Annotated in this window: 23 protein-coding genes and 1 riboswitch; of the genes, 21 read left to right on the top strand and 2 right to left on the bottom strand. The window is 42.9% G+C overall.

Annotated elements, in window-relative coordinates:
* Nucleotides 1–10: 10 nt before the first annotated feature.
* Nucleotides 11–1,141, bottom strand: a complete 1,131-nt coding sequence (locus tag BN8908_RS13360) for a hypothetical protein (RefSeq protein WP_068691111.1) — start codon at nucleotides 1,139–1,141, stop codon at nucleotides 11–13.
* A 174-nt stretch (nucleotides 1,142–1,315) separates the two neighbouring features.
* On the opposite strand from BN8908_RS13360, the gene BN8908_RS13355 reads away from it, so the two are divergent.
* The 10 genes from BN8908_RS13355 to BN8908_RS13310 all read left to right on the top strand — a co-directional run bounded on the left by BN8908_RS13355 (nucleotide 1,316) and on the right by BN8908_RS13310 (nucleotide 14,003).
* On the top strand, nucleotides 1,316–2,203 hold the full coding sequence (locus BN8908_RS13355) for a DUF5996 family protein (protein WP_068691109.1): 888 nt from the start codon (nucleotides 1,316–1,318) through the stop codon (nucleotides 2,201–2,203).
* A 76-nt stretch (nucleotides 2,204–2,279) separates the two neighbouring features.
* A riboswitch (cobalamin riboswitch) is annotated at nucleotides 2,280–2,472 on the top strand.
* A gap of 140 nt (nucleotides 2,473–2,612) precedes the next feature.
* Nucleotides 2,613–4,652 carry a TonB-dependent receptor gene (locus tag BN8908_RS13350; RefSeq protein WP_068691107.1) on the top strand — a complete coding sequence of 680 codons (2,040 nt, stop codon included), beginning with the start codon at nucleotides 2,613–2,615 and terminating at the stop codon, nucleotides 4,650–4,652.
* Nucleotides 4,652–5,782 carry a YncE family protein gene (locus BN8908_RS13345; protein ID WP_068691105.1) on the top strand — a complete coding sequence of 377 codons (1,131 nt, stop codon included), beginning with the start codon at nucleotides 4,652–4,654 and terminating at the stop codon, nucleotides 5,780–5,782. The genes BN8908_RS13350 and BN8908_RS13345 overlap by 1 nt, the downstream gene beginning before the upstream one ends.
* Before the next feature lie 84 nt (nucleotides 5,783–5,866).
* Nucleotides 5,867–7,174, top strand: a complete 1,308-nt coding sequence (locus BN8908_RS13340; protein WP_068691104.1) for a hypothetical protein — start codon at nucleotides 5,867–5,869, stop codon at nucleotides 7,172–7,174.
* Between the two features lie 167 nt (nucleotides 7,175–7,341).
* On the top strand, nucleotides 7,342–9,051 hold the full coding sequence (locus tag BN8908_RS18835) for a DUF4465 domain-containing protein (RefSeq protein WP_068691102.1): 1,710 nt from the start codon (nucleotides 7,342–7,344) through the stop codon (nucleotides 9,049–9,051).
* Between the two features lie 234 nt (nucleotides 9,052–9,285).
* Nucleotides 9,286–11,259: a DUF5074 domain-containing protein gene (locus tag BN8908_RS13330; RefSeq protein ID WP_068691100.1), complete on the top strand. Its 1,974-nt coding sequence runs from the start codon at nucleotides 9,286–9,288 to the stop codon at nucleotides 11,257–11,259.
* 63 nt (nucleotides 11,260–11,322) lie between these two features.
* Nucleotides 11,323–11,589: a PqqD family protein gene (locus BN8908_RS13325; protein WP_021989315.1), complete on the top strand. Its 267-nt coding sequence runs from the start codon at nucleotides 11,323–11,325 to the stop codon at nucleotides 11,587–11,589.
* 1 nt (nucleotide 11,590) lies between these two features.
* Complete coding sequence (locus tag BN8908_RS13320; RefSeq protein WP_068691098.1) at nucleotides 11,591–12,688, top strand: nucleotidyltransferase domain-containing protein; 1,098 nt, start codon at nucleotides 11,591–11,593, stop codon at nucleotides 12,686–12,688.
* An 11-nt stretch (nucleotides 12,689–12,699) separates the two neighbouring features.
* On the top strand, nucleotides 12,700–13,572 hold the full coding sequence (locus BN8908_RS13315; RefSeq protein ID WP_068691096.1) for a hypothetical protein: 873 nt from the start codon (nucleotides 12,700–12,702) through the stop codon (nucleotides 13,570–13,572).
* A complete protein-coding gene (locus BN8908_RS13310) occupies nucleotides 13,569–14,003 on the top strand; it encodes a S24/S26 family peptidase (RefSeq protein WP_021989312.1) in 435 nt (144 codons plus the stop codon). Before BN8908_RS13315 ends, BN8908_RS13310 begins: the two co-directional genes overlap by 4 nt.
* Nucleotides 14,004–14,180: 177 nt before the next feature.
* Here BN8908_RS13310 and BN8908_RS13305 read toward each other — a convergent pair whose 3' ends face one another.
* Complete coding sequence (locus BN8908_RS13305) at nucleotides 14,181–14,798, bottom strand: recombinase family protein (RefSeq protein WP_021989311.1); 618 nt, start codon at nucleotides 14,796–14,798, stop codon at nucleotides 14,181–14,183.
* A 507-nt stretch (nucleotides 14,799–15,305) separates the two neighbouring features.
* Between BN8908_RS13305 and BN8908_RS13300 the strand changes: the two genes are divergently transcribed.
* The 11 genes from BN8908_RS13300 (at nucleotide 15,306) to BN8908_RS13250 (ending at nucleotide 24,999) form a co-directional block, all read left to right on the top strand.
* Nucleotides 15,306–15,770, top strand: coding sequence for a hypothetical protein (locus tag BN8908_RS13300; protein ID WP_021989309.1), 465 nt, complete (start codon nucleotides 15,306–15,308; stop codon nucleotides 15,768–15,770).
* A gap of 104 nt (nucleotides 15,771–15,874) precedes the next feature.
* Nucleotides 15,875–16,438 carry a protease inhibitor I42 family protein gene (locus tag BN8908_RS18355; RefSeq protein WP_082989264.1) on the top strand — a complete coding sequence of 188 codons (564 nt, stop codon included), beginning with the start codon at nucleotides 15,875–15,877 and terminating at the stop codon, nucleotides 16,436–16,438.
* 18 nt (nucleotides 16,439–16,456) lie between these two features.
* Nucleotides 16,457–16,873 (top strand): hypothetical protein, encoded by a 417-nt coding sequence (locus BN8908_RS13290; protein ID WP_068691094.1) that lies wholly within the window; start codon nucleotides 16,457–16,459, stop codon nucleotides 16,871–16,873.
* A 281-nt stretch (nucleotides 16,874–17,154) separates the two neighbouring features.
* Nucleotides 17,155–18,678, top strand: a complete 1,524-nt coding sequence (locus BN8908_RS13285; protein WP_068691092.1) for an oligosaccharide flippase family protein — start codon at nucleotides 17,155–17,157, stop codon at nucleotides 18,676–18,678.
* Nucleotides 18,666–19,931: a Coenzyme F420 hydrogenase/dehydrogenase, beta subunit C-terminal domain gene (locus BN8908_RS13280; RefSeq protein ID WP_068691090.1), complete on the top strand. Its 1,266-nt coding sequence runs from the start codon at nucleotides 18,666–18,668 to the stop codon at nucleotides 19,929–19,931. Before BN8908_RS13285 ends, BN8908_RS13280 begins: the two co-directional genes overlap by 13 nt.
* Entirely contained in the window at nucleotides 19,928–21,034 is a 1,107-nt protein-coding gene (locus BN8908_RS13275; RefSeq protein WP_068691088.1) for a polysaccharide pyruvyl transferase family protein, read from the top strand. Before BN8908_RS13280 ends, BN8908_RS13275 begins: the two co-directional genes overlap by 4 nt.
* Before the next feature lie 37 nt (nucleotides 21,035–21,071).
* Nucleotides 21,072–22,190: an EpsG family protein gene (locus BN8908_RS13270; RefSeq protein WP_068691086.1), complete on the top strand. Its 1,119-nt coding sequence runs from the start codon at nucleotides 21,072–21,074 to the stop codon at nucleotides 22,188–22,190.
* Between the two features lie 94 nt (nucleotides 22,191–22,284).
* Entirely contained in the window at nucleotides 22,285–23,151 is an 867-nt protein-coding gene (locus BN8908_RS13265) for a glycosyltransferase family 2 protein (RefSeq protein ID WP_068691084.1), read from the top strand.
* The gene (locus BN8908_RS13260; protein WP_068691082.1) at nucleotides 23,148–24,236 is read left to right on the top strand and encodes a glycosyltransferase; all 1,089 of its coding nucleotides are present in this window, start codon (nucleotides 23,148–23,150) and stop codon (nucleotides 24,234–24,236) included. The genes BN8908_RS13265 and BN8908_RS13260 overlap by 4 nt, the downstream gene beginning before the upstream one ends.
* Before the next feature lie 197 nt (nucleotides 24,237–24,433).
* Complete coding sequence (locus BN8908_RS13255) at nucleotides 24,434–24,688, top strand: hypothetical protein (protein WP_068691081.1); 255 nt, start codon at nucleotides 24,434–24,436, stop codon at nucleotides 24,686–24,688.
* Entirely contained in the window at nucleotides 24,679–24,999 is a 321-nt protein-coding gene (locus BN8908_RS13250; protein WP_068691079.1) for a type II toxin-antitoxin system RelE/ParE family toxin, read from the top strand. Before BN8908_RS13255 ends, BN8908_RS13250 begins: the two co-directional genes overlap by 10 nt.
* Nucleotides 25,000–25,149 lie beyond the last annotated feature (150 nt).

Here is a 25,149-nt window from a genome sequence, read left to right as displayed (position 1 = left end):
AAATTTGATTTTAGAAATAATAACCGATGTTAATGTTAAAGCGGGCATGCCAGGAATCACTGCCTCCTCCCGGTCCGAAACCGTTCCAGTCCGGCCCCAGCCAGGCCTGATTTTTTCCCAGGGCGTAATCGATGTAGGTTTGTACCGGGCCTGCGGTCAACAGGCAGCCGGACACATTTTGAAAACTGTTTTTGTAATTGTCATTCCATTTTTGCAGCCACCCGAAGTCGTTGTATATTTGAAGGCTTTTGAACGGTCCCCAATGAATCGGGAATTTATATCCCAGACTCAATGAATAGATATTGGCTTTGGCGGCAACGAGATAAGGAGCTCCGTAAGCCGTCATTGTGATGAGGGTCCGGTCTTCTCCGGGAGCATTTTTAGGATACAGGGCGTAAGTCGTTGCCTGTGCTTTTAAACTGAGACCTTTCCAGTAGAGTTCGTGGTGAAGGGCAAAAGCAAAATGAGTACCGTTATTCCGGGTATCCAGGTTATATAACAGCCCGAATTCGGCCGATACACCGCTTTTTTGTATGACGTTTTCTCCCCATTTGTAAAATACCTGTCCGTTTAATTGGTTGATTTCCTTGTTTCGTCCGGCAACGTCATATCCGTAGCGATCATCAGATACTTCGGCATCGGCACTGAACAACAGTTCTTCTGCATTTTTGAAAAAAGCCAGTGCATATTCCCAATGCTCTCCCGTATGTACGAATTTGACTCCCATATCCGAATCGTCTTCCAATCCCACATAGTAGGCAATTTGAAAGAAGAAGTTGTGGGCTCCTGAAGGCTGGATGCCGAAAGGCACCCGGGTGAGTCCGACTTCGATACGGTTTTGCGGATTGAATTGGTAGCCGATCCAGCCGTATTTCAGCATAAATCCTCCGAAAGCTGTGCTGTAAAAACGAAAATCGGCATCCAACAGTAATTTTTTGTAAGAAGCTGTCGGGTGAAGGAGAAATACATCGTATCCGAAGTCCCCGCCTCTGTCCCTGTGTCCCCGGTTCCAGTCCGAAAAATTGTAATTGAAACGTAAGGCTCCGCCGAAATGGAATTGCGGAAGTGTTTTCCGTTCGTTACCGGAAACCGGAAAAACAAATAGTAGATAGAAAATGAAAATCAGAGTATAGCTCTTCATAAATCATATTTGTAAAAATTACCCCGCTTTTCCGATATCCTCCGGAAAGATATAACGGAGAGGGGAACAATTTTGTTTGAAAAAAATAGGCTCTAAATAAAGTTAAAAGGAAGAACTATTTTAAGGGAAGGTAAGTTTAAGAAGTAGATTGTCGAACAGTTATACAATAAAAGGATGGAAGATATATATTTGGATTATCCTGAATGGCAGGATACGGCCGATACGGTACATCTGTTTTTGCAGATGGCGGGGAAAGTGAAAGTGGAGCGTAGCCCGAAGCGGTCCCAATGGGCACATGTAAGGCTCTATCTTGTCCCGGACGGATTGACAACCGGACTGATACCCGGAGATTCGTCCCCTTTTTCCATTTTATTCAACTTCAGAGAACATCAGGTAGAGTTTATGAACGGTGACGGGAAAAAAGTAAATATACCTTTGGAAGATGGCGTGAGTGTTGCCGCTTTTTACGGACAGTTTGTCTCGGCTTTGGAACAAATCGGTTCACCGACCCTGATCAATGTTCATCCGCAGGAATTTTATGATCCCCTGGAATTCGATAAGGACGACAAGCATCACAGCTACGATAAGGTTGCTATCCGCAAATGGTTAGAGAATATGTTGTTTGCTTATGGTGCTATGGCCCGTTATCTGACGGCATTTCGCTGTAAAGTGCATTATCCGGCTTATTATTTTGGTACGATGGATCTGACTTGTATCGTGTTTAGCGGAGAGCCGGCACCTTTCGGTAAAAAGGACCCCGTTATGGAGAAGGCTTTTGACGAACGGTTATACGAATGTGGGTTTTGGCCGGGTGATATCAGTTTCCCGCAGGCTGCCTTTTTTGCCATGCCCTATCCTTTTATCGAAACGATAAGGGGAAATGAATCCTTGCTGCAACCGGATAAAGCTTTGTTTAAACCGGAAAAGAAGGAGTTCTTTCTGACGTTGAAAGATGCCCTTTCCTATCCTGATCCGGAACAAAAAGTCGCAGAATTTTTCAAATCCGGATTCGATATTTTTCAAAAGATAAAACGTTGGGAAAATATAGATAATATCTTGTAATTAATTGGTATACGATATGTTATATGTATTGATGAAATTAAATTTCTGATTTTATTTGTAAATGTCATTCTGAAAAAATACTTTTGCTGCGCAATGGTTTCCGATTCGTTTTCGCGAATGGAATTAAAAGGGAATGCCGTGCAAATCGGCAACAGTTCCCGCTGCTGTAAGTTCCAAAGATGTTTTGACATACTTTGCCACTGACCTAAAGGTTGGGAAGGCGTCAAAACGGAATAAGTCAGAAGACCTGCCTTGCGTATTTAGATTTTGCTCCTGCGGCGAATGGGAGAAAGTGTAACGGTATTCTGACTTTATTAAAACACTCTCAGTGTAACGTTTTTACTTGTTCGGTTATTCCCCGTGTGATGTGAAATCTGTATGAATTTTGTGGTTTTACAGATTTTATTACATGAAAAAGTGTGTGTGCATATTTTGCCTGTTGGCAATGATAGCTGTTTTACAGGCACAAAGCAGGTTGGATAGTGTGCAGCTTCTGGATGAGGCCGTTGTCGTGGCCCGGCAGTACAAAGAGATTATCCCGGCCCAGCGTTTGGAAGGTGAGCAGTTGCAGCGTCTCAATTCTCATTCTCTGGCGGATGCTCTTCGTTATTTTGCCGGTGTTCAAATTAAGGATTACGGTGGCATGGGCGGTTTGAAGACCATCAACGTGCGTAACATGGGTTCTCATCATGTAGGCGTTTTTTACGATGGCTTGCAAATCGGGAATGCCCAGAATGGAGTTGTCGATCTCAGTCGTTTTTCTTTGGACGACTTGGAAGAGGTGGCTTTGTACAACGGGCAAAAAAGTGAAATATGTCAGGCTGCCAAGGATTTTGCATCGGCTTCGGCTGTTTATTTAAAAACAAAACGTCCGGTTTTTGAAAAGGGAAAGCATACGCATGCTCTTTTGCGTTATAAGGCAGGTTCCATACAACTGTGTAATCCCTCTTTTCGTTTCGAGCATCAATTTTCCGATCGTCTGTCGATAACTGCCGGAGGTGAATACCTGCATTCCAACGGGCGGTATAAATTCCGTTACAGAAGGTTGACACCCGGAGGGGCGGTCGCTTATGACACAACTGCTATACGGAGAAACAGCGATATAGATGCATTCCGGATAGAAAGCGGTTTATATGGAACATTGTCTGACGGGGTGTGGCAGGCGAAGATTTACTACTACCAGTCCGACAGGGGACTGCCGGGAGCGATCGTACGGAATGTGTTTTCGGGCGGAGAACGGCAGGGAGATAAAAATTTTATGTTTCAGGCTTTTTTGAAAAAAGAATTGTCTCCCCGCTACAAAATGCAATTCAGTGCAAAATTTGCCTGGGATTATACTCATTATCTGTCCCGTGATACGGTGCTTTTTATGGAAGACTATGTTACCAAAAAAATGCAATACGATAACCGGTATTATCAGCAGGACTGGTATTTTTCTACGGCTCATTCCTATGCCATCCGGCCGAACTGGGAGGTATCGCTTGCCGTCGATTGGCAATACAATAAACTGAATGCGGATATGCGGGGGGTAGGTACTCTTTTTACTTTCCCCGAACGTTATTCGGCCTGGGGAGCTTTGGCGACGGCTGTGGATTTCGGACGATTGAAAATGCAAGCCAGTTTGTTGGGGACATTGGTTTTTGAAAAAGTAAGATACAATACAAAATCCCCTGATAAACACGAGTTGGCGCCGGCCCTATTTGTCGGATATACACCTTTCAGACAAACGGATCTGACCTTACGTTTCTTCTATAAACGGATTTTTCGTATGCCTACCTTTAATGATTTGTATTATACCCAGATCGGTTATAGTAAATTAAAACCGGAGTATGCCAGTCAGTATAACTTCGGTGTCAGTTATAAAAAGGAGTTTAAGGCCTCTTTTATCACGCTTTTGACGGCTCAGGCAGATGCTTATTATGCCGCGATTACCGATAAAATTATTGCAACGCCTACCGGAAGCAGTTTCCGGTGGATGATGACGAACATGGGAAGGGTGGAGAGCAAAGGGATAGATGCGACGGTTGCTGTTCAGGCGGCGATCGGGAAAGTAAAACTGAATACAAACCTGACTTATTCCTGGTCGAAAGCCCGGGATTTTACCAAAATCAACGGTTTCAAGCTTAGTTCGTATGGGGATCAGATTCCTTATACTCCCTGGCATAGCGGATCGGTTATCGGTGGGTTGACCTATAAAACGTGGGCAGTGAATTACAGTTTTATCTATGTCGGGGAACGTTATAACGGAGCGGTGAATAATATTGAACGCAACCGTATCGAACCGTGGTATACACACGATGCTTCATTGCAAAAAACTTTCCGTTACCGGGACTATACTCTGAAATTATCAGCTGAAGCCAATAATTTACTGAATCAATATTATGATGTCGTACTGAACTATCCGATGCCCGGACGAAATTTCCGTTTTATTTTAACTCTTAGCTTCTGATGAAAAAGATTATATACTTGTCCCTGCTGTTAGTGTCTTTTTGGGCTTGCCGGAAAGATGAGATTATTTTTCTTTCGGACTCCGAAACGGTTTCTTACCCCTTGGCAAATACCCGGATTAAGGGTTTTTATTTACTCAATGAAGGGAATATGGGGATGAACCGGGCTTCTCTGGATTATTTCGATTATACGACCGGCATATATACCCGTGATTTGTATTCGGAACGCAATCCGCAGATCGTTAAAGAATTAGGGGATGTCGGCAACGATATTAAAATATACGGGTCGAAAGCTTATGCCGTTATCAACTGTTCTAATTTTATCGAGGTGTTCGATGTGGAAACGACCCGGCATATCGATACCATACAGGTGCCTAATTGCCGGTATATGGCTTTTCATGAGGGGAAGGCTTATGTCAGTTCGTATGCGGGGAAGGTAGCAATCGATCCCAATGCAGAAATCGGTTTTGTGGCAGAAATAGATACGGCGACATTAAAACTGACGCGTAAAGTGACGGTTGGCTATCAGCCGGAAGAAATAGTTATTCATAACGGGAAATTGTATGTGGCGAATTCCGGGGGATATCGGGTTCCCGATTATGACCGCCGGGTGTCGGTGGTGGATTTAAAAACCTTCCGGAAAATCAAGGATATAGATGTAGCGATAAACCTGCACCGGATGCAATTGGATAAACGGGGGTATATTTATGTATCCTCCCGGGGGGATTATTACGATGTCGCTCCGGATTTATTTGTCATCAATACGATTACGGATCAGGTGGTGGCCGATTTGAATATACCGGTTAGCGAGATGTGTATGGTCGGTGATTCTCTCTATTTCTACAGTGTCGCATACAGTCATCATACGGGACAGAATACGGTGACGTATGGCATACTGGATACCCGGACGCAACAAGTCGTATCCGACAAAATAATTACCGACGGTACGGATAAGAAAATATTGATTCCTTACGGAATTGCTGTCAATCCGGAAACAAAGGAAATTTTTATTACAGATGCCCAGAATTATGTTGTAACGGGATATATCTATTGTTTTACGCCGGAAGGTAAATTGAAATGGAAGACGACAGCCGGGAATATTCCGGGGCATTTTGCTTTTGTGTATAAATGAGCTTATGTGTAATTGCATTATATCCCGTTTTTTGTGGGTTTTGAAATATGTGGTTAATAACAAAGTAACTTAAATAAACAGATTATGAAAAAAAAGACAATTGAATTTTTAATGTTGATTTCGTTGTGTTGTGCATTGTTTTTGGCATGCAGCGACGATAATAACGGTCCGGGCACTCCGGGAGGCGGTGATGATGATGAACAATTGGGAGAAATTAAAGATACGGTCTTTACCTCCTTTTCCAATGTTTTGACACGTCTTGTTTTAACGAATGCTCCGGAAGGAGAAGATGTTGTTTGGCAATGGAGTATGGAAAGTGCGCCTTCGGAGATTTATTCACTGACGGCGGCGACATCCAGAGAGGCCGTTTTTTTAGCAGGACTGCCGGGCACTTATAAATTGAAAGTTACGGCGACAAAAGGAGAGGAAAGTCAGACGGGAAACATTTCGGTGACGGTAAAGAAAAGTATTGCCGAGGCATCGCCGTATATTGCTAAAATCTATGATTTCCTCCCGGCAGTAGGACAGTTTACCAATGATTTACCTGCTTATACCGAAGGAGATACCCGGGAAGATATAATTACCAAGGTTGAAGGGTATTTGGTTGGAAAAGAGAACGGAGGGATGGTCAGTTTGGGCGGATTCGGGGGGTATATTGTTTTCGGTTTTGACCATACGGTTGTGAACGTAAAGGGAAAACGGGATATCCGGATTTTAGGAAATGCCTTCGGTTCTAATGCCAATCCCCGTCCCGATGCTCCGTTCGGCGGAAGTTGTGAACCGGGAATTATCGTCGTTTCCTACGATAAAAACGGTAACGGACTCCCGGATGACGAATGGTATGAAATTGCCGGAAGTGCATATCAGACAGCAGAGAACGAAGCTTGGTATCCTTTTTTCCTTGAGGCGGGTAAAGATGTCCGGACAATTCGTAATTATGAAATCACCTACCACCGCCCTGTGTCGGAAGAGGTTGCCGACGAATATATTTATTGGGAAGACAATCAGGGGAATTCAGGATATAAGGCTAAGAATATGTTTCACCGGCAATCTTATTTCCCTGCTTGGGTGAACGAAGACAGATTAACTTTCAGCGGAACCCGTTTACCTGAAAACGGATTGGATGAAAGTGGAGCGGGTAATTATTTTGTCCTGTATGCTTTTCGTTATGGCTATGCTGATAATTATCCCAATACAGATGACGAATCGGCTATCGATCTGGCTTGGGCTGTGGATGCCGACGGAAATCCGGTGGAATTACCGGGAATCGACTTTGTAAAAGTGTATTGCGGTGTCAATCAGGAAAACGGCTGGCTGGGAGAATGTTCTACAGAAGTAGCCGGAGCCGTTGATTTACATGTCAAAGGAATCAGTATCGATACACGGAAATAATTCATGTTTAATTATAAAATCAGAGACTATGGAAAAAATTGAAAATTATCAATCCCCGGTGATCGAAATTATTGAAATCGAAGTGGAAAAAGGATTTGCTTCTTCATCCTATCCCTGGGATAACGGAGGCAACTGGTAACGGTAAATAGAAGATAAAAACAGAAATAATGAAAAAATGGTTGTTATTATCGGTGTTATTCTCCTGTCTGCTTTGGGGGTGTCAGGAGGAGGAACACGCCCTTTCATTCAGGCCGGATGAGGGTTTGAAAGTGACAGGGAGTAATGCTTCTCCGGTTCGGACTTCGATAGGAGATCACTATAGCATTTTATGGAGTGCCGGCGATGCTATCGCTCTTTTTTCCGATAAGGCTCAGGCAGAATGGGGAATATCGGCCGACGGTCCGTTTTTTAAAAACCAAAGTGTAACCAACATTAAATATGTGTTGACGGAGGGGGCGGACAGAACTTCCGGAACCTTCGGAGTTGCCTCGGACAATCGTCTGACCTTTACCGGAAAATACGTCTGGGGAGATCCCGGGACACACTATTTTTATGCCTGTTACCCGTATCGGGATGCTGCAGGTGCTAATACCAAACTTCAGTATATACCGGTTAATTTACCCAATGCCCAGATTCAGGCAGGCGCAAATAATTCGGATCATATCGGCAAGTTGGATTTTATGTATGCCTCTTTAGCGTTGGAATCCGGAACGAAAGGAGAATACATCGGGAAAACTCTGAATTTTGTTTTCAGACATGTTTTCTCATTATTGGAATTCCACATTACCAATTCTACTACCGGAACGTTGGTACTGGAAGGGTTGACTTTGGACGGAGGAACCGTAGCGGTTGCCGGAGATTATACTTTCGACCTGAAAACCTCGGTCCTTACTTCGGGGAAAACGGCGGATGCATCCGGAACTCAGATCGAAGGAGGTAAGAGCCATGTCGTCGGACTTACTGTTGCGGGGGGAGTCGAGCTGGCAGCCGGAGCTTCCACCAAAGTCTACCTGTTGATTGCCCCTGTTGATTTTTCATCCGCGGCAGCCCGTATCACGGTAAAAACTTCTGCCGGAGACCAGGAATTTACCGGAAATGCGAATTTTCAGGCTGGGAAACGTTATACGAAGAATTTGGACGTTAATGCGTTGACTCCTGCAATGACGTATGATGTAATTGATTTCGAGGATATTGTATTGGAAGACAATGGCGTTTCTTACGGAACATCCACCGGAACGACGGATGCTTACGGTATTTGTGATATTTATACCCATACCCGTTACGGTGCGACGTTTACAGCTTATCCTTATACGGCAGCGATGGGAGGTCCTTCTGCTTTCTGGTGCGGAGTGGCTTATTCCGGAAATTGTGATATGACGGTTGCCGGAGTGTCGAATCAGTACAGTGTTTATTATAAGGACCCTTTGACATCACTGGGCGGACGGAACGGATCAGAAAGGTTTGCCATTGTCTATTGTGCTGAAAATATTATGGGACCCGATTATACTTCGGCAATTACTTTTCCGACAGCGACGGAAAAGACCGTTGACCATTTGTATGTAACCAACTCTACCTATGCCGTGCTTTCCATGCTGAACGGAGATAGCTTTGCGAAAAAATTTGCAGATGGAGATTGGTTTAAGCTGACCGTAACCGGATATAACAAAGACGGAGGACAAATCGGTACAGTCGATTTTTATTTGGCAGATTACCGGAACGGGAAGTCCGATATTATACAGCAATGGACGAAACTCGATTTAACATCGCTCGGAGCTGTAAATAAATTGACATTTACTTTATCGAGCTCCGATACCGGGACCTATGGAATGAATACTCCGGCATATTTCTGTATGGACGACATTGCAATCCGGAAATAAACAATTTAATAATTTGAAATGAAAAACGTCTGTAAAGTCGAATAGAAAGATGGAACACAAACTTTTAAATACATAATGATGGAAAAACAAAAAATTAGAAGTTATCAGCCGCCTGTGGTTGAAATCATTGAAATTGAAGTGGAAAAAGGATTCGCTTCTTCATCCTATCCCTGGGATAACGGAGGCAACTGGTAATAAACGAAGTTGATTATTAATAAAAATACAAGATAAAAAATGAAAAAAGGAATGTTATTATTCGTGTTCTTTGCCTGCTTGTTCGGAGCTTGTCAGGAGGATGAACACGGAATTTCGGTGCAGCCGAATGAAGGACTTAAAGTAACGGGAAAGAGCGGAGAGTCTACCCGCACATCGATCGGCGACGATTACAGTATTTTATGGAACAGCAGCGATGCGATCGCACTTTTTTCCGATAAGGCTCTGGCTGAGACGAACGATGCCGACCGTAATGTAACGAATATCAAATATACACTGGCATCGGGTGAAAATAATGTTTCTGCAACTTTTACCGTAGCCGATAACGTTACTTATACGGGAAAATACAAATGGGGAGCTTCGGGTGTACATCGTTTTTATGCTTACTATCCCTATCGAGAAGGTGCCGATGCAACGGCAGTCCTGACCCGTCTCCCGGCAACCCTTTCCAATAATCAGGTACAGGAGGCTGCCAATAGCTCGGCTCATATCGGGGTGACCGATTTTATGTATGCTTCTTTGAGCTTGGACGGAGGAACTGTCGGTACCTATATCGATCAGACACTGGATTTTTCTTTTCGCCATGCTTTTGTATTATTGGAATTTACAGTCACCAATTCGACGGCAGCTCCGATAGCGTTGGAAACGGTAAAATTGGACGGAAACGGACAGACGATTGCCGGTGACTATACATTTGACATTATCACTTCCACCCTGACGGCAGGGAAGACGATAGATGCTTCCGGTAATATGATCGACGGGGTGAAGCGGACTGTCGTACAACTGTCGGTGAAAGAACCTGTAACGTTGGCTGTCGGAGCTTCAACAACCGTATATATGATGATCGCTCCAACGAATTTCACGGCTTCGCCGGCGACGATTACTGTCGGAACGACAGGAGGTGTGCAGACGTTTAGCGGTAACGCCGATTTACTTGCCGGAAAACGTTATACGAAAACGCTTGACCTGACGACCTTGACTCCGGCTGTAGTCGATTATACCAAAGGTGCTTTAGTGTTGATGGAAGGCAATATGTCGAATGAAACCGGAACCCTTTGTCATATTTCTCCGGATGGAGTAATGACCCCTGATATTTATTACCGGGCTAACGGTGAACATATGGGAAATGTAGCACAGGACCTGTTTATCAATGACGGCAAAATTTATATCATTACGCAAAACGGCAGCAGAAACGGTGGAGTCGGAATGTTTGTCGTTGCCGATGCGAAAACGATGGAAAAAGTGGTGGCTTACGAAGCAGACGAGTTTACTCCGGCTTTAAGTTGGCCGACCCATATCGCAGTGACGGGAGGATATGCTTTTATCCGGGATAATAATGGGGTGTACTCTTTTAATCTTGCCACAAAAACGATTCAGTTTATCGAAGGTACAAAAGGAGTTATTAAAAACCGGATGGCCGTTGCCGGAAATAAGGTATTTGCCGCTGCCGGTAAATCCTTGCATGTATTGGAACCGGGACGGACGGATATCGTACATACCCTTACTATGGATGCCAATATATCGGGTCTCCGGAAATCGGCGGACGGGAAATTATGGGTCTCTGTAGTATCCAATCCGGCCGTTATGATGAAGATTGATCCGGCCGATTATTCTATTCTGAAAAGCAATGAATTGGGAAGTTATAAAATCGGAGCAGGCTGGGGTGCCGTGCCGGCTTTTGCTGCTTTTGGAGATAACGTGTATTTTACAAACGGGTCGACAACGATATACAGGCATGATTTTACTTCCGGAACAACAGAGCAGTTATTGAATATAACGGGTAAAATTGCAGATGCTGCAATGAATTACAACAGCTTGGGCGTTGATCCGGAAACCGGAGAAGTGTATATGGCGACAATCAAGGGATATGGTCAGGACTACAAGATCAATCACGTCAGCGTGTGGAATTTCAATGCTGCAGAACCTCTGAAAGCGACCTATGCCGGTTACTTCCGTTTCCCGGCAGGGGTTTATTTCCCGGCGGAATTTAAATAATGTAATAAAGGTTTGAAAGTAACGGACTGTGACTTTCAAACCTTTTATTAAATCAATATTAGTATGAAAATTAATCCAGATTACCGGTTGCGGGTGATTGCCGGTGAAAATATCGTAATTATGCACGGCACGCAGGGTGCCGATATGACCAAAGTAATTTCTCTGAACGATACAGCCAAAGAATTATGGGTAAAATTCAGGCATAAGGAATTTACGGAGGAAAATGTGGTGGAACTATTGATGAAAACCTATTCGATCCCCGAAGAAATAGCGAAGCGCGATGCTTTGGTATGGATAGATTCTCTGAAGCAATGTAAAGCTATACTTTGATATGGAGCATGAAAAAATAGTGGTCGGACTTTTACGTACTGCTATAGGTAGATGCCCTGCGGAGATAAAAGAACTTGAAATGCTTTCCGGGCAGGATTGGAAAGAAGTATATAAAATCGCTTCCGGGCAGGGAGTTCTGGCTTTGATATGGGACGGATTGAAAAAATTATCTGCGGAGTATTTACTACCGAGGGAGTTACGCTTGCAATGGGTGTTGAATGTGGAAAAAATAGAAAACCGTTTTGCCCGGTATACCCGTACAGCCGGAGAACTGGCCGGAGAATTAGCCCGACAGGAAATTCGTATAATGATACTGAAAGGATTGGGACTGGCTTCTTTATATCCGGTACCCGCTCACCGCGAAGGAGGTGACATTGACGTGTGGTTGTTCGGTAAATACGAAGAAGGGAATAAATGGGCAGAAGATAACGGAATAGATGTGAATGTGGATTATTATAAGCATTCTAAATTTTATTACCGTGCCATTCCGGTTGAAAATCATCAATATTTCCTGAATGTAAAAATGGATACCGTTGACAAATGCCTGGAGAAAAAGTTATACGATATACTGGCTGACTGTCCTTGTGCGGAATTGCCGGTGCAGGCAAATAAATTATGGACACCTCCGGCAGATTTCAATGCATTATTCCTATTGCGGCACGCAGCGGTTCATTTCGCTTCCGAAGGCATCGTTCTGCGGCATTTTTGCGATTGGGCTCTTTTTTGGCAAAAATGTGGACAGAAAGTAGATGTTGGTGCATTTATGAACACCTTGGAAGGAACGGGTTTGTTGGAATTTGCCCGGGTATTTACGGCTTTGGCTTTCGATGTAACCGGAATAGATCCTTGTTGTTGTCCTGTCCCTCCGGGTGAGAACAAGCAGTTGTACCGTCGTATGCAGAATGAGGTACTGAGTGTTGTTGTGCAGAATAAACCTATCGGAAAATCGGCGTTTACCGTCTTTCTATTCAAGGCCCGGCGGTTCTTTTCGTCTCGCTGGAAACACAAACTTGTTTACCGTAGTGCATTTGTAAGCCGTATTGGTTATTCTGTTGCCGAGCACCTGAAACATCCTCATTTGTTATTGAAGTTACGGTAAAGAAACGATTTATGGAAGGAAACAGGAAAAAAGTTTATCGTATCGCCGGACATATGTTGGTGATCGGTGGCTCCGGGACATCGGAATTATTGGAACGGATGGGATGTTTTGTCCCGTTTTTAAGTGAAGAGTCGTCTGCTTGTCCTGATTTAACAATCGAGACGGACCGGATTTTACCTTCGGTGCCGGGTATCTTATTTTATGAAAGCTTTTTGGAGATCGGACATTTGCGGATATATAAGGGAGAGGCTTGTTTTCTATGCAGTCTTCAGTCGTCCGACGGATATAGTTCGTTTCATTTGCTTTGTTTCCCCGGGCGGCGTAAAGTGCTGACAGATTCGACATCCCACCCGGATTTGTTGCGTTTCGGATTCTGGGTGGCTTACAATATATCTTTTGCCATGCAGCGGACGATAGCAATCCATGCTTCTGTCATTACGTGCAATGGGAAAGCCGTTCTTTTTTTAGGGGAATCCGGGACCGGTAAAAGTACGCACACCCGTATATGGTGCGAACATATTTCCGGTGCCGTTTTATTAAATGATGACAGTCCGGTTGTACGTATTACCGAAGGATATCCGCTTGTCTCCGGTTCTCCCTGGAGTGGCAAAACTCCATGTTACAAGAACGAAGCTTATCCTTTAATTGCTTTGGTACGCCTGAAACAAGCTCCGTATAATCGAATTTCGGAGTTATCCGTATTGAGGGCATTAGGGGCTGTGTATCCTTCCTGTCCTCCGGAGTTAATGGGAGACGTAGAACTCTCTGATGCAATTTGCATGACGATTTCCGATGTTTTACAGCGGGTCCCTGTGTATATCCTGGAATGTTTGCCTGATCCGGATGCTGCCGGATTGGTTTACCAAACCATTTTCCGTTCATGAAAACCGTTTCGAATTTATTGTTGGAAGAAGCGATAGCTGTATTACAGGAAGGTAAAAACGTCAGTCTTTACATACGGGGAAACAGCATGTTTCCTTTTCTCCGCGACGGCAAGGATATTTTGGAACTTTGTCCTCCCGGAGACAGGGCATTGGGGCGGGGAGATGTGGTTTTATTCCGCTATGGAGGAAAACTATTGTTGCATCGTATTATCGCCCTTCGGGGAGAGTATTTTATTATGCAGGGAGACGGTTGTTGGCAAAATAAGGAAAAAGCCGTTCGGTCCGATATTTTTGCGATCCTTTTTGCCGTTCGCTATCCGGATGGCAGAATACGTCATTGTCAGTCTTTTACCTGGCGCTTTTATTCTGCTCTTTGGTTTCATCTCCGGTTTATCCGGCGTTATGTATTGGCCGTCTTGCGGCGTATATGATTGACGGTTAAAAGCCTGCTTGAAATCATGAATTTCAGATTGCACTCACAATCTACCTTGGAAATCTATGATTTTGGATAAGAACCGTCTTTGGAGTTTGATTAATGCTTGTCTTGTGTCTTCGCAGATCAACGAATCTACGGTTCTGATCCGTTTAAATCGTAGATTAAAAATAAATCAATACCTGTCGGAGGGGGGATTGATTTTGTTTTCTTTCCAGTGTTTATAAAATGTACTGCGGGAAAAACCATATCGTAAACAAATGGTTTTAACAGGCACCCCTTGTTTTAATAAATCTGCGATACGTTCCCGCTTTTCGTTTAACAATTGGTGTTTGGGCCTGTAATTTGCGGGTCTGCCCAGTCGGATACCTGCCTGACGGCGGGTGGCCAATGCTTCCCGGGTACGTAACGAAATCAGATTCCGTTCGATTTCGGCTACCAGCCCGAAAGCAAAAGCCAGTACTTTGCTATTGATACTGTCGTCGAAAGCATAACCGTCTTTTGTACTGTAGACCGTTATTTTACGTTCCAGGCAATTGTTCAATACACTCATAATATCATAAAGCGTCCGGCTCAAACGGGAAAGTTCCGTGACGATCAGGCTATCTCCGGATTTTAATGATTTTAACAGATGTCCCAAATTGCGGTCTTCTTTACGGCAACGTCCGCTGACTACCTCTTTTTCCCAACGATCGATCGTCATTCCTCTTGCCTGTGCGAATTTTGTAATTTCATTCCGTTGGTTGATCAGATGTTGTCGTTCCGTACTGACTCTTAAATAAGCTACAATCATAGTATTACAGATTTAATGAATCTGTGTAAGTAACGAAAAGAAAAAAGAAAGGCTACGGTTTTTATGGTAAGAATGTCTAAAAAAGCGTAATTAAACGTTCGATAAAATAGACAACAACCCAATGACCGGATTGTTAAAAAAAGAAATTGAAAACAGACACCGTAAAAAATTATTAATCAACAAGTGATATGAATTTTGGATATCAACAAAAAATATCATACATTTGTATTTACATTTGTTCATTTAAATGAACGTTAAAACGGACACATTTATTGTGTTGTTATCATTCAGAGTCAGACGTTGTTTTGACAGTTTTGGACGTAAAAGAGTCTCCCGGTGGCGTCGCCGTGGGTTGCTACACGCGTAGGGTAACAGACCGGGCGTGAATCGGATTTGGTTCCGGTGGGGAAACCCCCGAAGGCAACGCCGTCGCTGTGGTCAGGGAGCGGGAGTTCGATTCTCCCGGCGACGACCAAATAAAAACAGACTATTTATATTTTGTGAATTATGAACCTATCTCTTCAGAATCTTTCTCTTTTGGCTCGAAGCTATTTGTTGGAGTCCCTTTGTGAAACCGGCAGAAGACATCAGATTCAATCCGGAGATAAATTATGGAGTGAAGAACAGCAAACGATAAAACGTATGATAACCGAGTTGTCTGCCGATATACTGGAATATTATTCTGAAGAGCAGGATATTACAATAAAGGCAGAAGCCCTTATCGCCCTTATGGATGCCCGGGAAATCGGTAATACGGAGAAGGAATTGCAACAGGCATTGGCGTTTGCAGAGCGCTTGTTGCCGCAAATGGCAGGGTCGCCTTTAAAATGTAAGCTTTTATCTTATTGTTATTATTATATAGAAGAACCGGAATGTGCAAAAGAAGCTTCCCGCATTATCGAAAGTTGGGATAAAACCCAATATACGCCGGAAATGAGGGAGGCTATTGAATGCTACAATATGTTGATTTGACATTGCTTTGTTTGCATTCAACGGGAGAGGTCTTTATGGGATGAGGAAAACTGATTTATCTATTGATAGATAGTGTTTTAAGTATTAACTAAAAATCCAAAGCCATGAAAGTAAATGAAATTTTTACTGTTGAACGGGAAGTAAGCCCGAGTATCGGTACCAATTATTTTTTGGTCCGTTTAGAAGGAGGATTAGCTCTCCTGGAAGAAGGTACACGTTCGGAACCCGGAGAATATCGCATAGGTGCTCCGTTGAAAAAATACTTTGTATTTAAATGTCTCGAGCCGGGGGAAGCGGCCATTCAATTTGCATTTTTCAGGGCCTCTTCTCCCGATGATCTGCTTTATGAAGAAGTGCTTCCGATTCAAATCGAAAAAAATGCCGATTTCGATTCTACGCTTCCCGGAGGCTGGAGTCCCAGGCGTCCTTTGACAGAAGAAGATCGGAAACTGTTCGAAACAGTAATGAAGGGGTGGTGCGGAGCTACATACGATCCGATTTGCGTTTCGAGTCAAATCGTAGCAGGCACAAATTACCGTTTTACCTGCAAAGTGACTACTGCAACGGAAATTTCTAAAACATACCATGCTATCGTTGCTGTATTTGAGCCCCTCCCGAATGAAGGGAAACCTTATATCACAGATATTATCCGTTTGTTAGGTGTATAATGTTTAAATTTTATTATTATGGAAGAAAAGGGTTTTGATATTATTTTTTCACAGCTTCAGAAGCATGTGGAAAATCAATTGGCAGGAAATGATGAGTTTCCCCAAGCAACCACACAGTCTTGTAATGGAGGCGGTACGATTCCATTTGAAATCGACCTGGACCGTAATGGTAATGCACATTATCAGATTTCTAAAAAAGGCTGGGGCGTTACGATTTCTGCTACAGCTACCATACAGGAGCCTGGCGGTGCTGTTTTTAGTATAAATGTACGTTCCAGTGACGGAGGTGGAGGGGACTGGAGTAATATACCGACCGGTGGCTCTGTTTCCTGTAAGTTGAAGACCAGTTTTTGGCACAGTACGACAATTACGATCGATATACACAGTTCCAAGCCGAATTGCAGGCTGAAGGCTGAATTGAGATATAGTTATTGATCGCTTTACCTTATCCCAAGTGCCCTGTAAAAAGGGCACTTTTAAGTTTTACTTTTCGGTCGGCCTCTTTCCGTATTTATTTCCCGGTTATTTTCCAATTGATGTGTTGACGAAACATTGAAATCCGATCCTCCTTCAAATCATATAGTATTGTCCGGAAAAGCAGACAGCCTTTCCGTATGTTTTTTATTGTGTCATTTCATCTGTCCTATGACTCAGAAAATACTCGCTACATTGTTTTGTTATAGTGTAAATAAATACTTCATCTTTATTCACTGATTATGGCTGTAAACCAATTGAAAGCCGGAGCTTTCCTTTCCTATGTGTCCATAGGATTGAATAATCTGGTCGGATTACTCTATATCCCTTTTATGTTGCGGATGATGGGGCAGAATGAGTACGGTTTGTATGCATTGGTGGCTTCCGTTATTGCCTATCTGACGGTGTTGGATCTGGGGTTCGGGAATGCCATCGTGCGTTATACCGCTAAATTCAGAGCAGAGGGAAAAATGACCGAGCAGTATGATATGTTCGGTATGTTTCTGTTGTTGTATAGTCTGATCGGTTTGATAGCGTTTCTGATCGGTTTGGGTTTGTATTTCAATGTCAATGCCTTGTTTGACCGTTCAATGACAGCGGAGGATTTGGACAAAATACGGATTATGATGCTCCTGATGACGCTGAATCTGGCTTTTACCTTTCCCCTGAGCATCTTTGGTTCTATAATAACCGCCTATGAAGATTTTGTTTTTCAGAAACTGGTAAATATTGTACGCATTATATTGAACCCTCTGGTTATGATCATACTGCTGCTGATGGGATACCGGGCCATAGGTATGGTTGTCGTAACGACCTTGTTCAATATAGCAACACTCCTCGTCAATTGCTGGTATTGTTTTCATAGAATTCATATCCGGATTTGTCTGGGACGTTTTCAATGGGGATTCCTAAAGGAAGTGAGTATCTATTCTTTCTGGATTTTTCTGAATGCCATCATGGACCGGATTTATTGGAGTACCGGTCAGTTTATACTGGGTATTTACAAGGGGGCTGCAACCGTGGCTGTTTATGCTGTGGCGATTCAGTTGCAGGGAATATATATGAGTTTTTCAACTGCCATTTCAGGCGTTTTTTTACCCAGGGTGACAGCCATGGTAACGAAAGAGAACAATGAGAAAGCCATATCGGATTTGTTTATCCGTACGGGGCGGATTCAATATATCGTAATGGCTTTTATGCTGACGGGGTTTATTTTATTCGGACGTCCTTTTATTCATTTATGGGCCGGGACAGATTACGATGAGGCTTATTACATAGCCCTGCTTTTTTTTGTTCCGTTGACGGTTCCGTTGATTCAGAATCTGGGAATTACCATTCTTCAGGCCCGGAATCAGATGCGTTTCCGTTCTTTGCTTTATGTGGTGATCGCTTTGGTCAGTTTAGGTATTTCTATTCCTATGGCAAGGCTTTATGGAGGGATTGGTTGTGCTTTGGGAATAGCTTTTGCTCTTGTATGTGGCCAGATTATAGCTATGAATATCTATTATCACAAAAGGATTCATATTGAAATTATCCGGTTTTGGATAGAGATTGCGAAGATGTCTCCTATACCTTTGGGATTAGGGATTATATTTTATTTTTTTTTAAGATGCATACCTCTGGATACTGTCTGGCAGCTGGGGTTAGGTATAGTTGTATTTACCGTAATTTATATACCTCTTTTTTGGTTTATGGGTATGAATCAATATGAGCGTGATTTGTTTTCAGCTCCTGTAAAAAAAATACTGGGAAAATGCTTCAGATAAAAGAAAAAAAGGATTGTTGCGGCTGTGAAGCTTGTATTCAGCGTTGCCCGCAGCAGTGTATTGCTGTGCGTGAGGATTCAGAAGGATTTCTTTATCCGGTGGTGGACGAAGGAAGGTGTACGGATTGCGGCTTATGTGAGAGGGTGTGTCCCGGGCTTCAGCCGGGAGAGCCCCGTGAGCCGTTGAAAGTATATGCTGCCAAAAATCCGGATGAGAAGGTGCGTATACAGAGCTCTTCCGGAGGAATTTTTAGTTTGCTGGCGGAGCAGGTGATCCGTGCCGGAGGAGTGGTGTTCGGAGCCCGTTTTGACGGGCGGTGGGAAGTGGTTCTCGATTATACGGAGGCGATGGAAGGGTTGGAGGCTTTCCGTGGTTCGAAATATGTGCAGAGCAGGACAGGTGAAACGTACAGGCAGGCTGAGACGTTTTTGAGGGCGGGCAGGAAGGTTTTGTTTTGCGGAACACCCTGTCAGATTGCCGGATTGAAGCTTTTTTTGCGAAAGGAATATGAGAATTTACTGACAGTTGATTTTATTTGCCACGGTGTGCCTTCTCCGGGAGTTTGGCGGAAGTATCTCCAGGAAATAGCCGCCCGCAGGGCCGCTGGAAAAAATACAGTTTTGTCTGCATCTTTAAATACAAGTGATGATATATCACAGAATATTTCTTCCATTTCATTCAGGGATAAGGCATTAGGCTGGAAAAAATTCAGTTTTGTTGTCCGTCTCTCCGCGACGGACGGAGCGGAGAAAAATTCAGTTTTGTTGTCCGAATGTTTCTCTAAAAATCTTTTTATGCGGGGATTTTTGACAAATCTCTATCTGCGGCCTTCGTGTTATGCCTGCCCTGCAAAATCGTTCCGGTCGGGTAGTGATATGACTATCGGCGATTTTTGGGGTGTAGAGTGTGTTTTGCCGGATTTCGATGACGACAAAGGAATCAGCGGGGTTATGCTCAATACCCGGAAAGCGGAAGTATTGTGGAAAAGTATTCCGGTGGATTGTAAAAGCGTTTTATACCCGCAATTATACCGGGCCAATCCTGCCTTGGAAATGTCTGCGAAAGAATCCGGGAACCGGAAATTGTTTGTGTGGAAAGAAGGGCAGCTGCTCCTTCCTTTGATAGAACGTTTGACTCGTGAAAGTCGGTGGAAAAAGCTGAAGGCTGGCAGCCGGTTTTGTTTGCGTGTTTTTTTGCAAAAAACGGGCTTGTTTCATACGGTTATCTCAATTATAAGAAAGTGTAAAATATGAAAATAGGTATCCTTACTTTTCATTTTGGTAATAATTATGGCGGATTGTTGCAGTGTTATGCTTTGCAGGAAGTTTTGAAACGGGCAGGGTATGAGGTGGAAATTATCAATTATCGTCCGGGTTCTTTTTCATTTTGCCGGAGAGTATGTAATAAAATAAAGAGCATAAACTCATGGAAAGTATTAGCCGGATTATTCCGGGAGTATTTCCTGTCATGTTTACGGTCCGGTCATAGTCAAAAAAATAAGGACGTGGAGGATATCCTGACGGAGTTCGATCTTTTCAGGGAAAAATATCTCCATTTATCTTCGCCTGTTACTGAACAAAACATAGGAGAGTGGTGTGCTCAAAGATATGACGCTATTGTCGTCGGAAGTGATCAGGTCTGGACTTCTTTGTATGAAAAAAAATATATTTATTTTTTGGACTGGAAACCTGAATTTCCGGGAAAACGCATTAGCTATGCGGCTTGTTCGGCCCATGAATATGTCCGTAAAAAACAAGCGGACCTATTGTCTGTTTTGTTGGGTAAATTTGATTATTTGTCTGTCCGGGATATGACCACGGCCCGGTTGATAAAACAGATTACCGGCAAAGAGCCTGATATTGTTCCTGATCCTACCCTGATATATGATTTTAAAGAGTTTGTAACGGATATACCGGTACAGCCCTATATACTGACCTATATATTGGGAAGTGAGATTACCGGAGGTCATGAGGAAGCTCTGAAAAGGATAAAAGGAAAATACGGTTGTTTAAAGGTGATCTCCGTTCATCTTCCTCAGGGAAAAAATGATATCCGTTTTTATGCGGATGAAAATCATTATACAATCAGTCCTGAAAAATGGGTGGATCTCTTTGCCCATGCTTCATTTGTTTATACGGATTCTTTTCATGGTATCATGTTTGCGGTCAAATTTCATATTCCTTTTGTTGCTTATTATGCAAATCTTATCCGGGCTTCACGTTTGCTTGATTTGAAGGAGCGTTGTTCTGTTTCCAATATTATAAACCGTACGGCCGATATAACGGAGGCGAATATGAAAGCAGTTGAATTTGATGATCTGAAAGTGGATTTTGATAAGCTGTTAAAAGTTGACTGAACGTTTTTTTAGGCACAATACAAAATTTACTTAGTCGATGATTCCCTATATTTTGATTTTGTTGCTGTTGTGTTTGGGGCTTTTTTATGAATTATATCTGCCTTCTGCCCGGCAAGGTATGGTCAGCTTCCAGCATAGAGCGGTTTATTTCTTTCTGGTTTCGGCTGTGGCTCTGATGACCGGGTTCAGGGACATGATAGGCGGGTATGACGTTTATATCTATGCCTGGTTTTTTGACGAAATTCCGGCGATAGATAACTTGTTCCCCTGGTCGGCAGGAGATCCCTCTGTTTATTTTCGTTTTGAACCCGGATATTTGCTTTTAAATTCGGTGATTAAGTTTTTTTGTGCGGATGCGTATTTTTATTTTTTTACGGTTGCCTTGCTGACTTACTTTTTGATAGGGAAAGCTTTCCGGAGGTATCCTTTTTTTGTGTTCGCTTTTTTCCTGTTTTTTGCCAAATTCTTTATTGTGGGTTTTGTTTATACCCGGCAGTTTATAGCCATGGGGATCGTATGGTGGAGTCTTCGTTTTCTGGAAGAAAACCGGAAAAATGTGTTTTTGGTTTTTCTGTTACTGGCAACGACTATTCATTACAGTGCTTTCGTCGTGTTTCCGATGTATTTTCTGGCAAACCGGCGATTTTCCGGCAAATTCCTGGGCATTGTATTTGTTGTTGCATTGGTCTTGGGTGTTTCGCCCTTTATCAAATGGGCGATGGCTTCGGTGAATCATTTTTTGATGCTGGATAAGCTTGACGGATATGCAGAAGCAGCCCAGGATCCGTTTCATATCCCCTATTTTATAGAAACGTCTTTGGTGGTGGCCGGGGTGCTTTACTATCGTAAAAGGATATATGCCGATAAAAAATATATCGTGTTACTGAATATGTTGGTATTGTATTCGGTATTCTCTTATCTGACGTTGCGGGATGCAGGCGTGATACGCTTTATCTGGTATTACTTTATCGGTTATGCGGTTTTGGTGCCTGTTATGTTGTTCCGTTTTGTCCGCTATAAAGAATTGATTTTGCTGTTTGTACTGATCTATTTTTCTTTTGTGTATTTCAGGAATGTCATCGTCCGGGATGACGGAAATTTTATTCCCTATAAGGCGGTATTTATGGATACTCACCGGGAAGATAAATTCAGATGATAAGTCCATTGGCTTATTCAATGTTTTTTAATTGCCTTATTTTCAGATTGTTAAATTTCTGGGAATGTATGGCTGATTTTGAACAGGTACTTATATGGTTACAATTTTTACCCCCACTTATAACCGGGCATATATTATCGGTAAGCTGTACGGGAGTTTGCTGGAGCAAACCGACCGGAATTTTGAATGGCTGATCGTCGATGACGGGAGTACGGATAATACCCGGGAGCTGGTCGGTTCTTTTATCCGGGAAGACAGGATTTCTATCCGTTATTTCCGGCAGGAAAACGGAGGCAAACACCGGGCGATAAATCGCGGCGTACGGGAAGCCGCCGGGGAGTTGTTTTTTATTGTGGACAGTGACGACCAGTTGACGCCGGAAACTGTGGCACGGATTGTTTACCATTACGAAACGGTCCGGGAGGATAAAACCTTTGCCGGAGTATGCGGTTTGAGGGCCTACTTTTCCGGTGAAAAGATTGGAGGAGAGTCGGATTTTGGCATTCTGGACTGTAATGCATTGGATTATCGGTTTAAGTATGCGATCAAAGGGGATATGGCAGAAGTTTTCCGGACGGGAATATTACGGGAATATCCTTTTCCGGAAATGGAAGGAGAGAAATTTTGTCCGGAAGGCTTGATATGGAACCGAATCGCCCGGAAATACAGACTCAGGTATTTTTATGAAAAGATTTATTTGTGTGATTATCTGCCCGATGGTCTGACGGCCGGTATTGTAAAATTACGGATGAAAAGTCCGTTGACATCGATGACTTATTATAGTGAGTTATATCATAGTCCTATCCCTTTTCTGCAAAGGATGAAAGCAGCTGCGAATTATTGGAGGTTTGCATTTTGCTCGGATCGTTATTTTTCTGCTAAGATCAGACAAATCGGTTTTTGTTCTTTGCCCTTCTTTCCCATTGGTTTTTTGTTACACTTGAAAGATAAGCGTTCATGAAAATATTGCAGGTCATCACTTCTCTCCGGATGGGTGGGGCAGAGAAACTGATTGCGGATATGGTGCCTTTGTACCGGGAGCATGGTTATGAAGCGGATATTTTGCTTTTTGACGGAAGCGACACTCCTTTAAAAAAGGAGTTGGAGGAAAAAGGAATCCGGGTGTTCCAGGTGGGACGCAGTACAAAAGTTTATAATCCGTTGTTTATATTGAAATTAGTTCCTTATTTGAGGCAATATGATATCGTTCATACCCATAATACGGCGTGCCAATATTTTGTAGCACTTGCGAAGCTGATTTCCGGCAGTCGTGTACGATTGGTCACGACAGAGCATAGTACGACTAACAGGAGACGGGAAACCCGGTGGTTTCGTCTGGTGGATAGATGGATGTACGGTTGTTATAATGCTATAATTACTATTTCCGGTAAAGCGACAGACATGCTGTCGTCTTATCTGGCGAAGGCCGGGAAAATATATACCGTATATAATGGCATTCACCTGCCTGTGTTTTTTAATGCCGGACCGTTCGCTAAAAATGAAATAATGGCGGGAGAGTTTTTTTTAGTGTCTATGGTTGCCGGTTTTCGGGAAGAAAAGGATCAGGATACGCTTATCCGGGCAATGGCTTTACTTCCTGACAATTATTCCCTGTGCCTGGTCGGAGATGGAGTCCGTCGTCCTGTTTGTGAAAAATTGGTGAAAAAACTGGGGCTGGAGAGGCGGGTTGTTTTCCTGGGAGTAAGGAATGATGTGCCCCGTTTATTGAAAACTTCCGATGTCGTAGTTATGTCCTCGCATTGGGAAGGATTCGGGTTGGCAGCGGTAGAAGGTATGGCTGCCGGTAAGCCGGTTGTTGCTTCGGATGTTCCGGGGCTGGCTCAGGTCGTCGACGGAGCCGGAATTTTATTCCCTGTTGAGGATGCCCGGGCACTGGCCTTTCATATTGAGCATTTGATGAATGATCAGTCCTGGTATCAGCAGATTGCCGGGTTGTGCCTGCAACGGGCTTCTGAATATGATATCCGGAAAACCGTGGATGCTTATGAAAAGATTTACGAGGATTTATATAAAGGCCGGATTTAAAAAAAGAGGGGATAGGGTTGGTTGTATGGTAAATTTGCTTTGGATTTTCGGGACATTACTTCTGTTTTCGGCTTGGATTTTCGGGATTTAATTCGGTTTGGCGTGCGATAAATGATTTTGAATCAGATATTTTAATAATTAATTGATTCTAAAGTTCCCGATAAAAGTTTATATTTGTCCTATAAAATCTGATGGTTATGGAAACGGTGAATTTAGATGGTATACGAATGAATATTTTCCGGGAGATTATGAAACTGGATGAGGTGAGTTTACTGGAAGTTTATAAATATATGGTTTCCAGACACATGTGTGATAAGGCAGCAGAGAAAGAAGTTGTAAAGGAAGTGTTGTCTTCTTCTGTTAATGAAGCCTTGAAAGCGCAAAAGGAGGGAAGATTGTGTTCTACTGAAATTGCAATGGGCAAACTTGATCAGGAAATGCAATGGAAATAAACTGGACTCCGCAGGCTATTGACAGTTTGATAGAAACGATACATTTTATTCACGATCATTTGGGAAATAACGTTGCCCGTAAAATTCGTTTGATGATAGAAAAAAAGGTGGGGTTACTTGCAGAAAATTCATTGTTAGGGAAAGTGGCAGAGGAATATGCATTCAATCAAACGGAATTCCGTTTTCTGATAATTAATAAAAAATGTAAGGTGTTTTATTTTATAAATGATGGTTGTGTACATATTGTTTTGGTATGGGATAATCGTCAGGATATTATCGGTTTAAAGAAGTTGTTGAATGAAAAAGATTAAATATTCTGATAATTATAAATAAAATGATTGCGGATATCATGGAATAAGTCAACTGACTTGTTATCCTGTTGAGAAATCAGCAGGATATTTTTTTGTAAAATATTTATAGTTCTGCTTCCCTTGTCTGAAAAGACAGGGGATTTTTATTTC

The organism is Culturomica massiliensis (assembly GCF_900091655.1).
Classification (GTDB): Bacteria; Bacteroidota; Bacteroidia; order Bacteroidales; family Marinifilaceae; genus Culturomica; species Culturomica massiliensis.
Note: the sequence above shows the minus strand (reverse complement) of the source record. Positions and strands in the feature narration are given on the sequence as shown.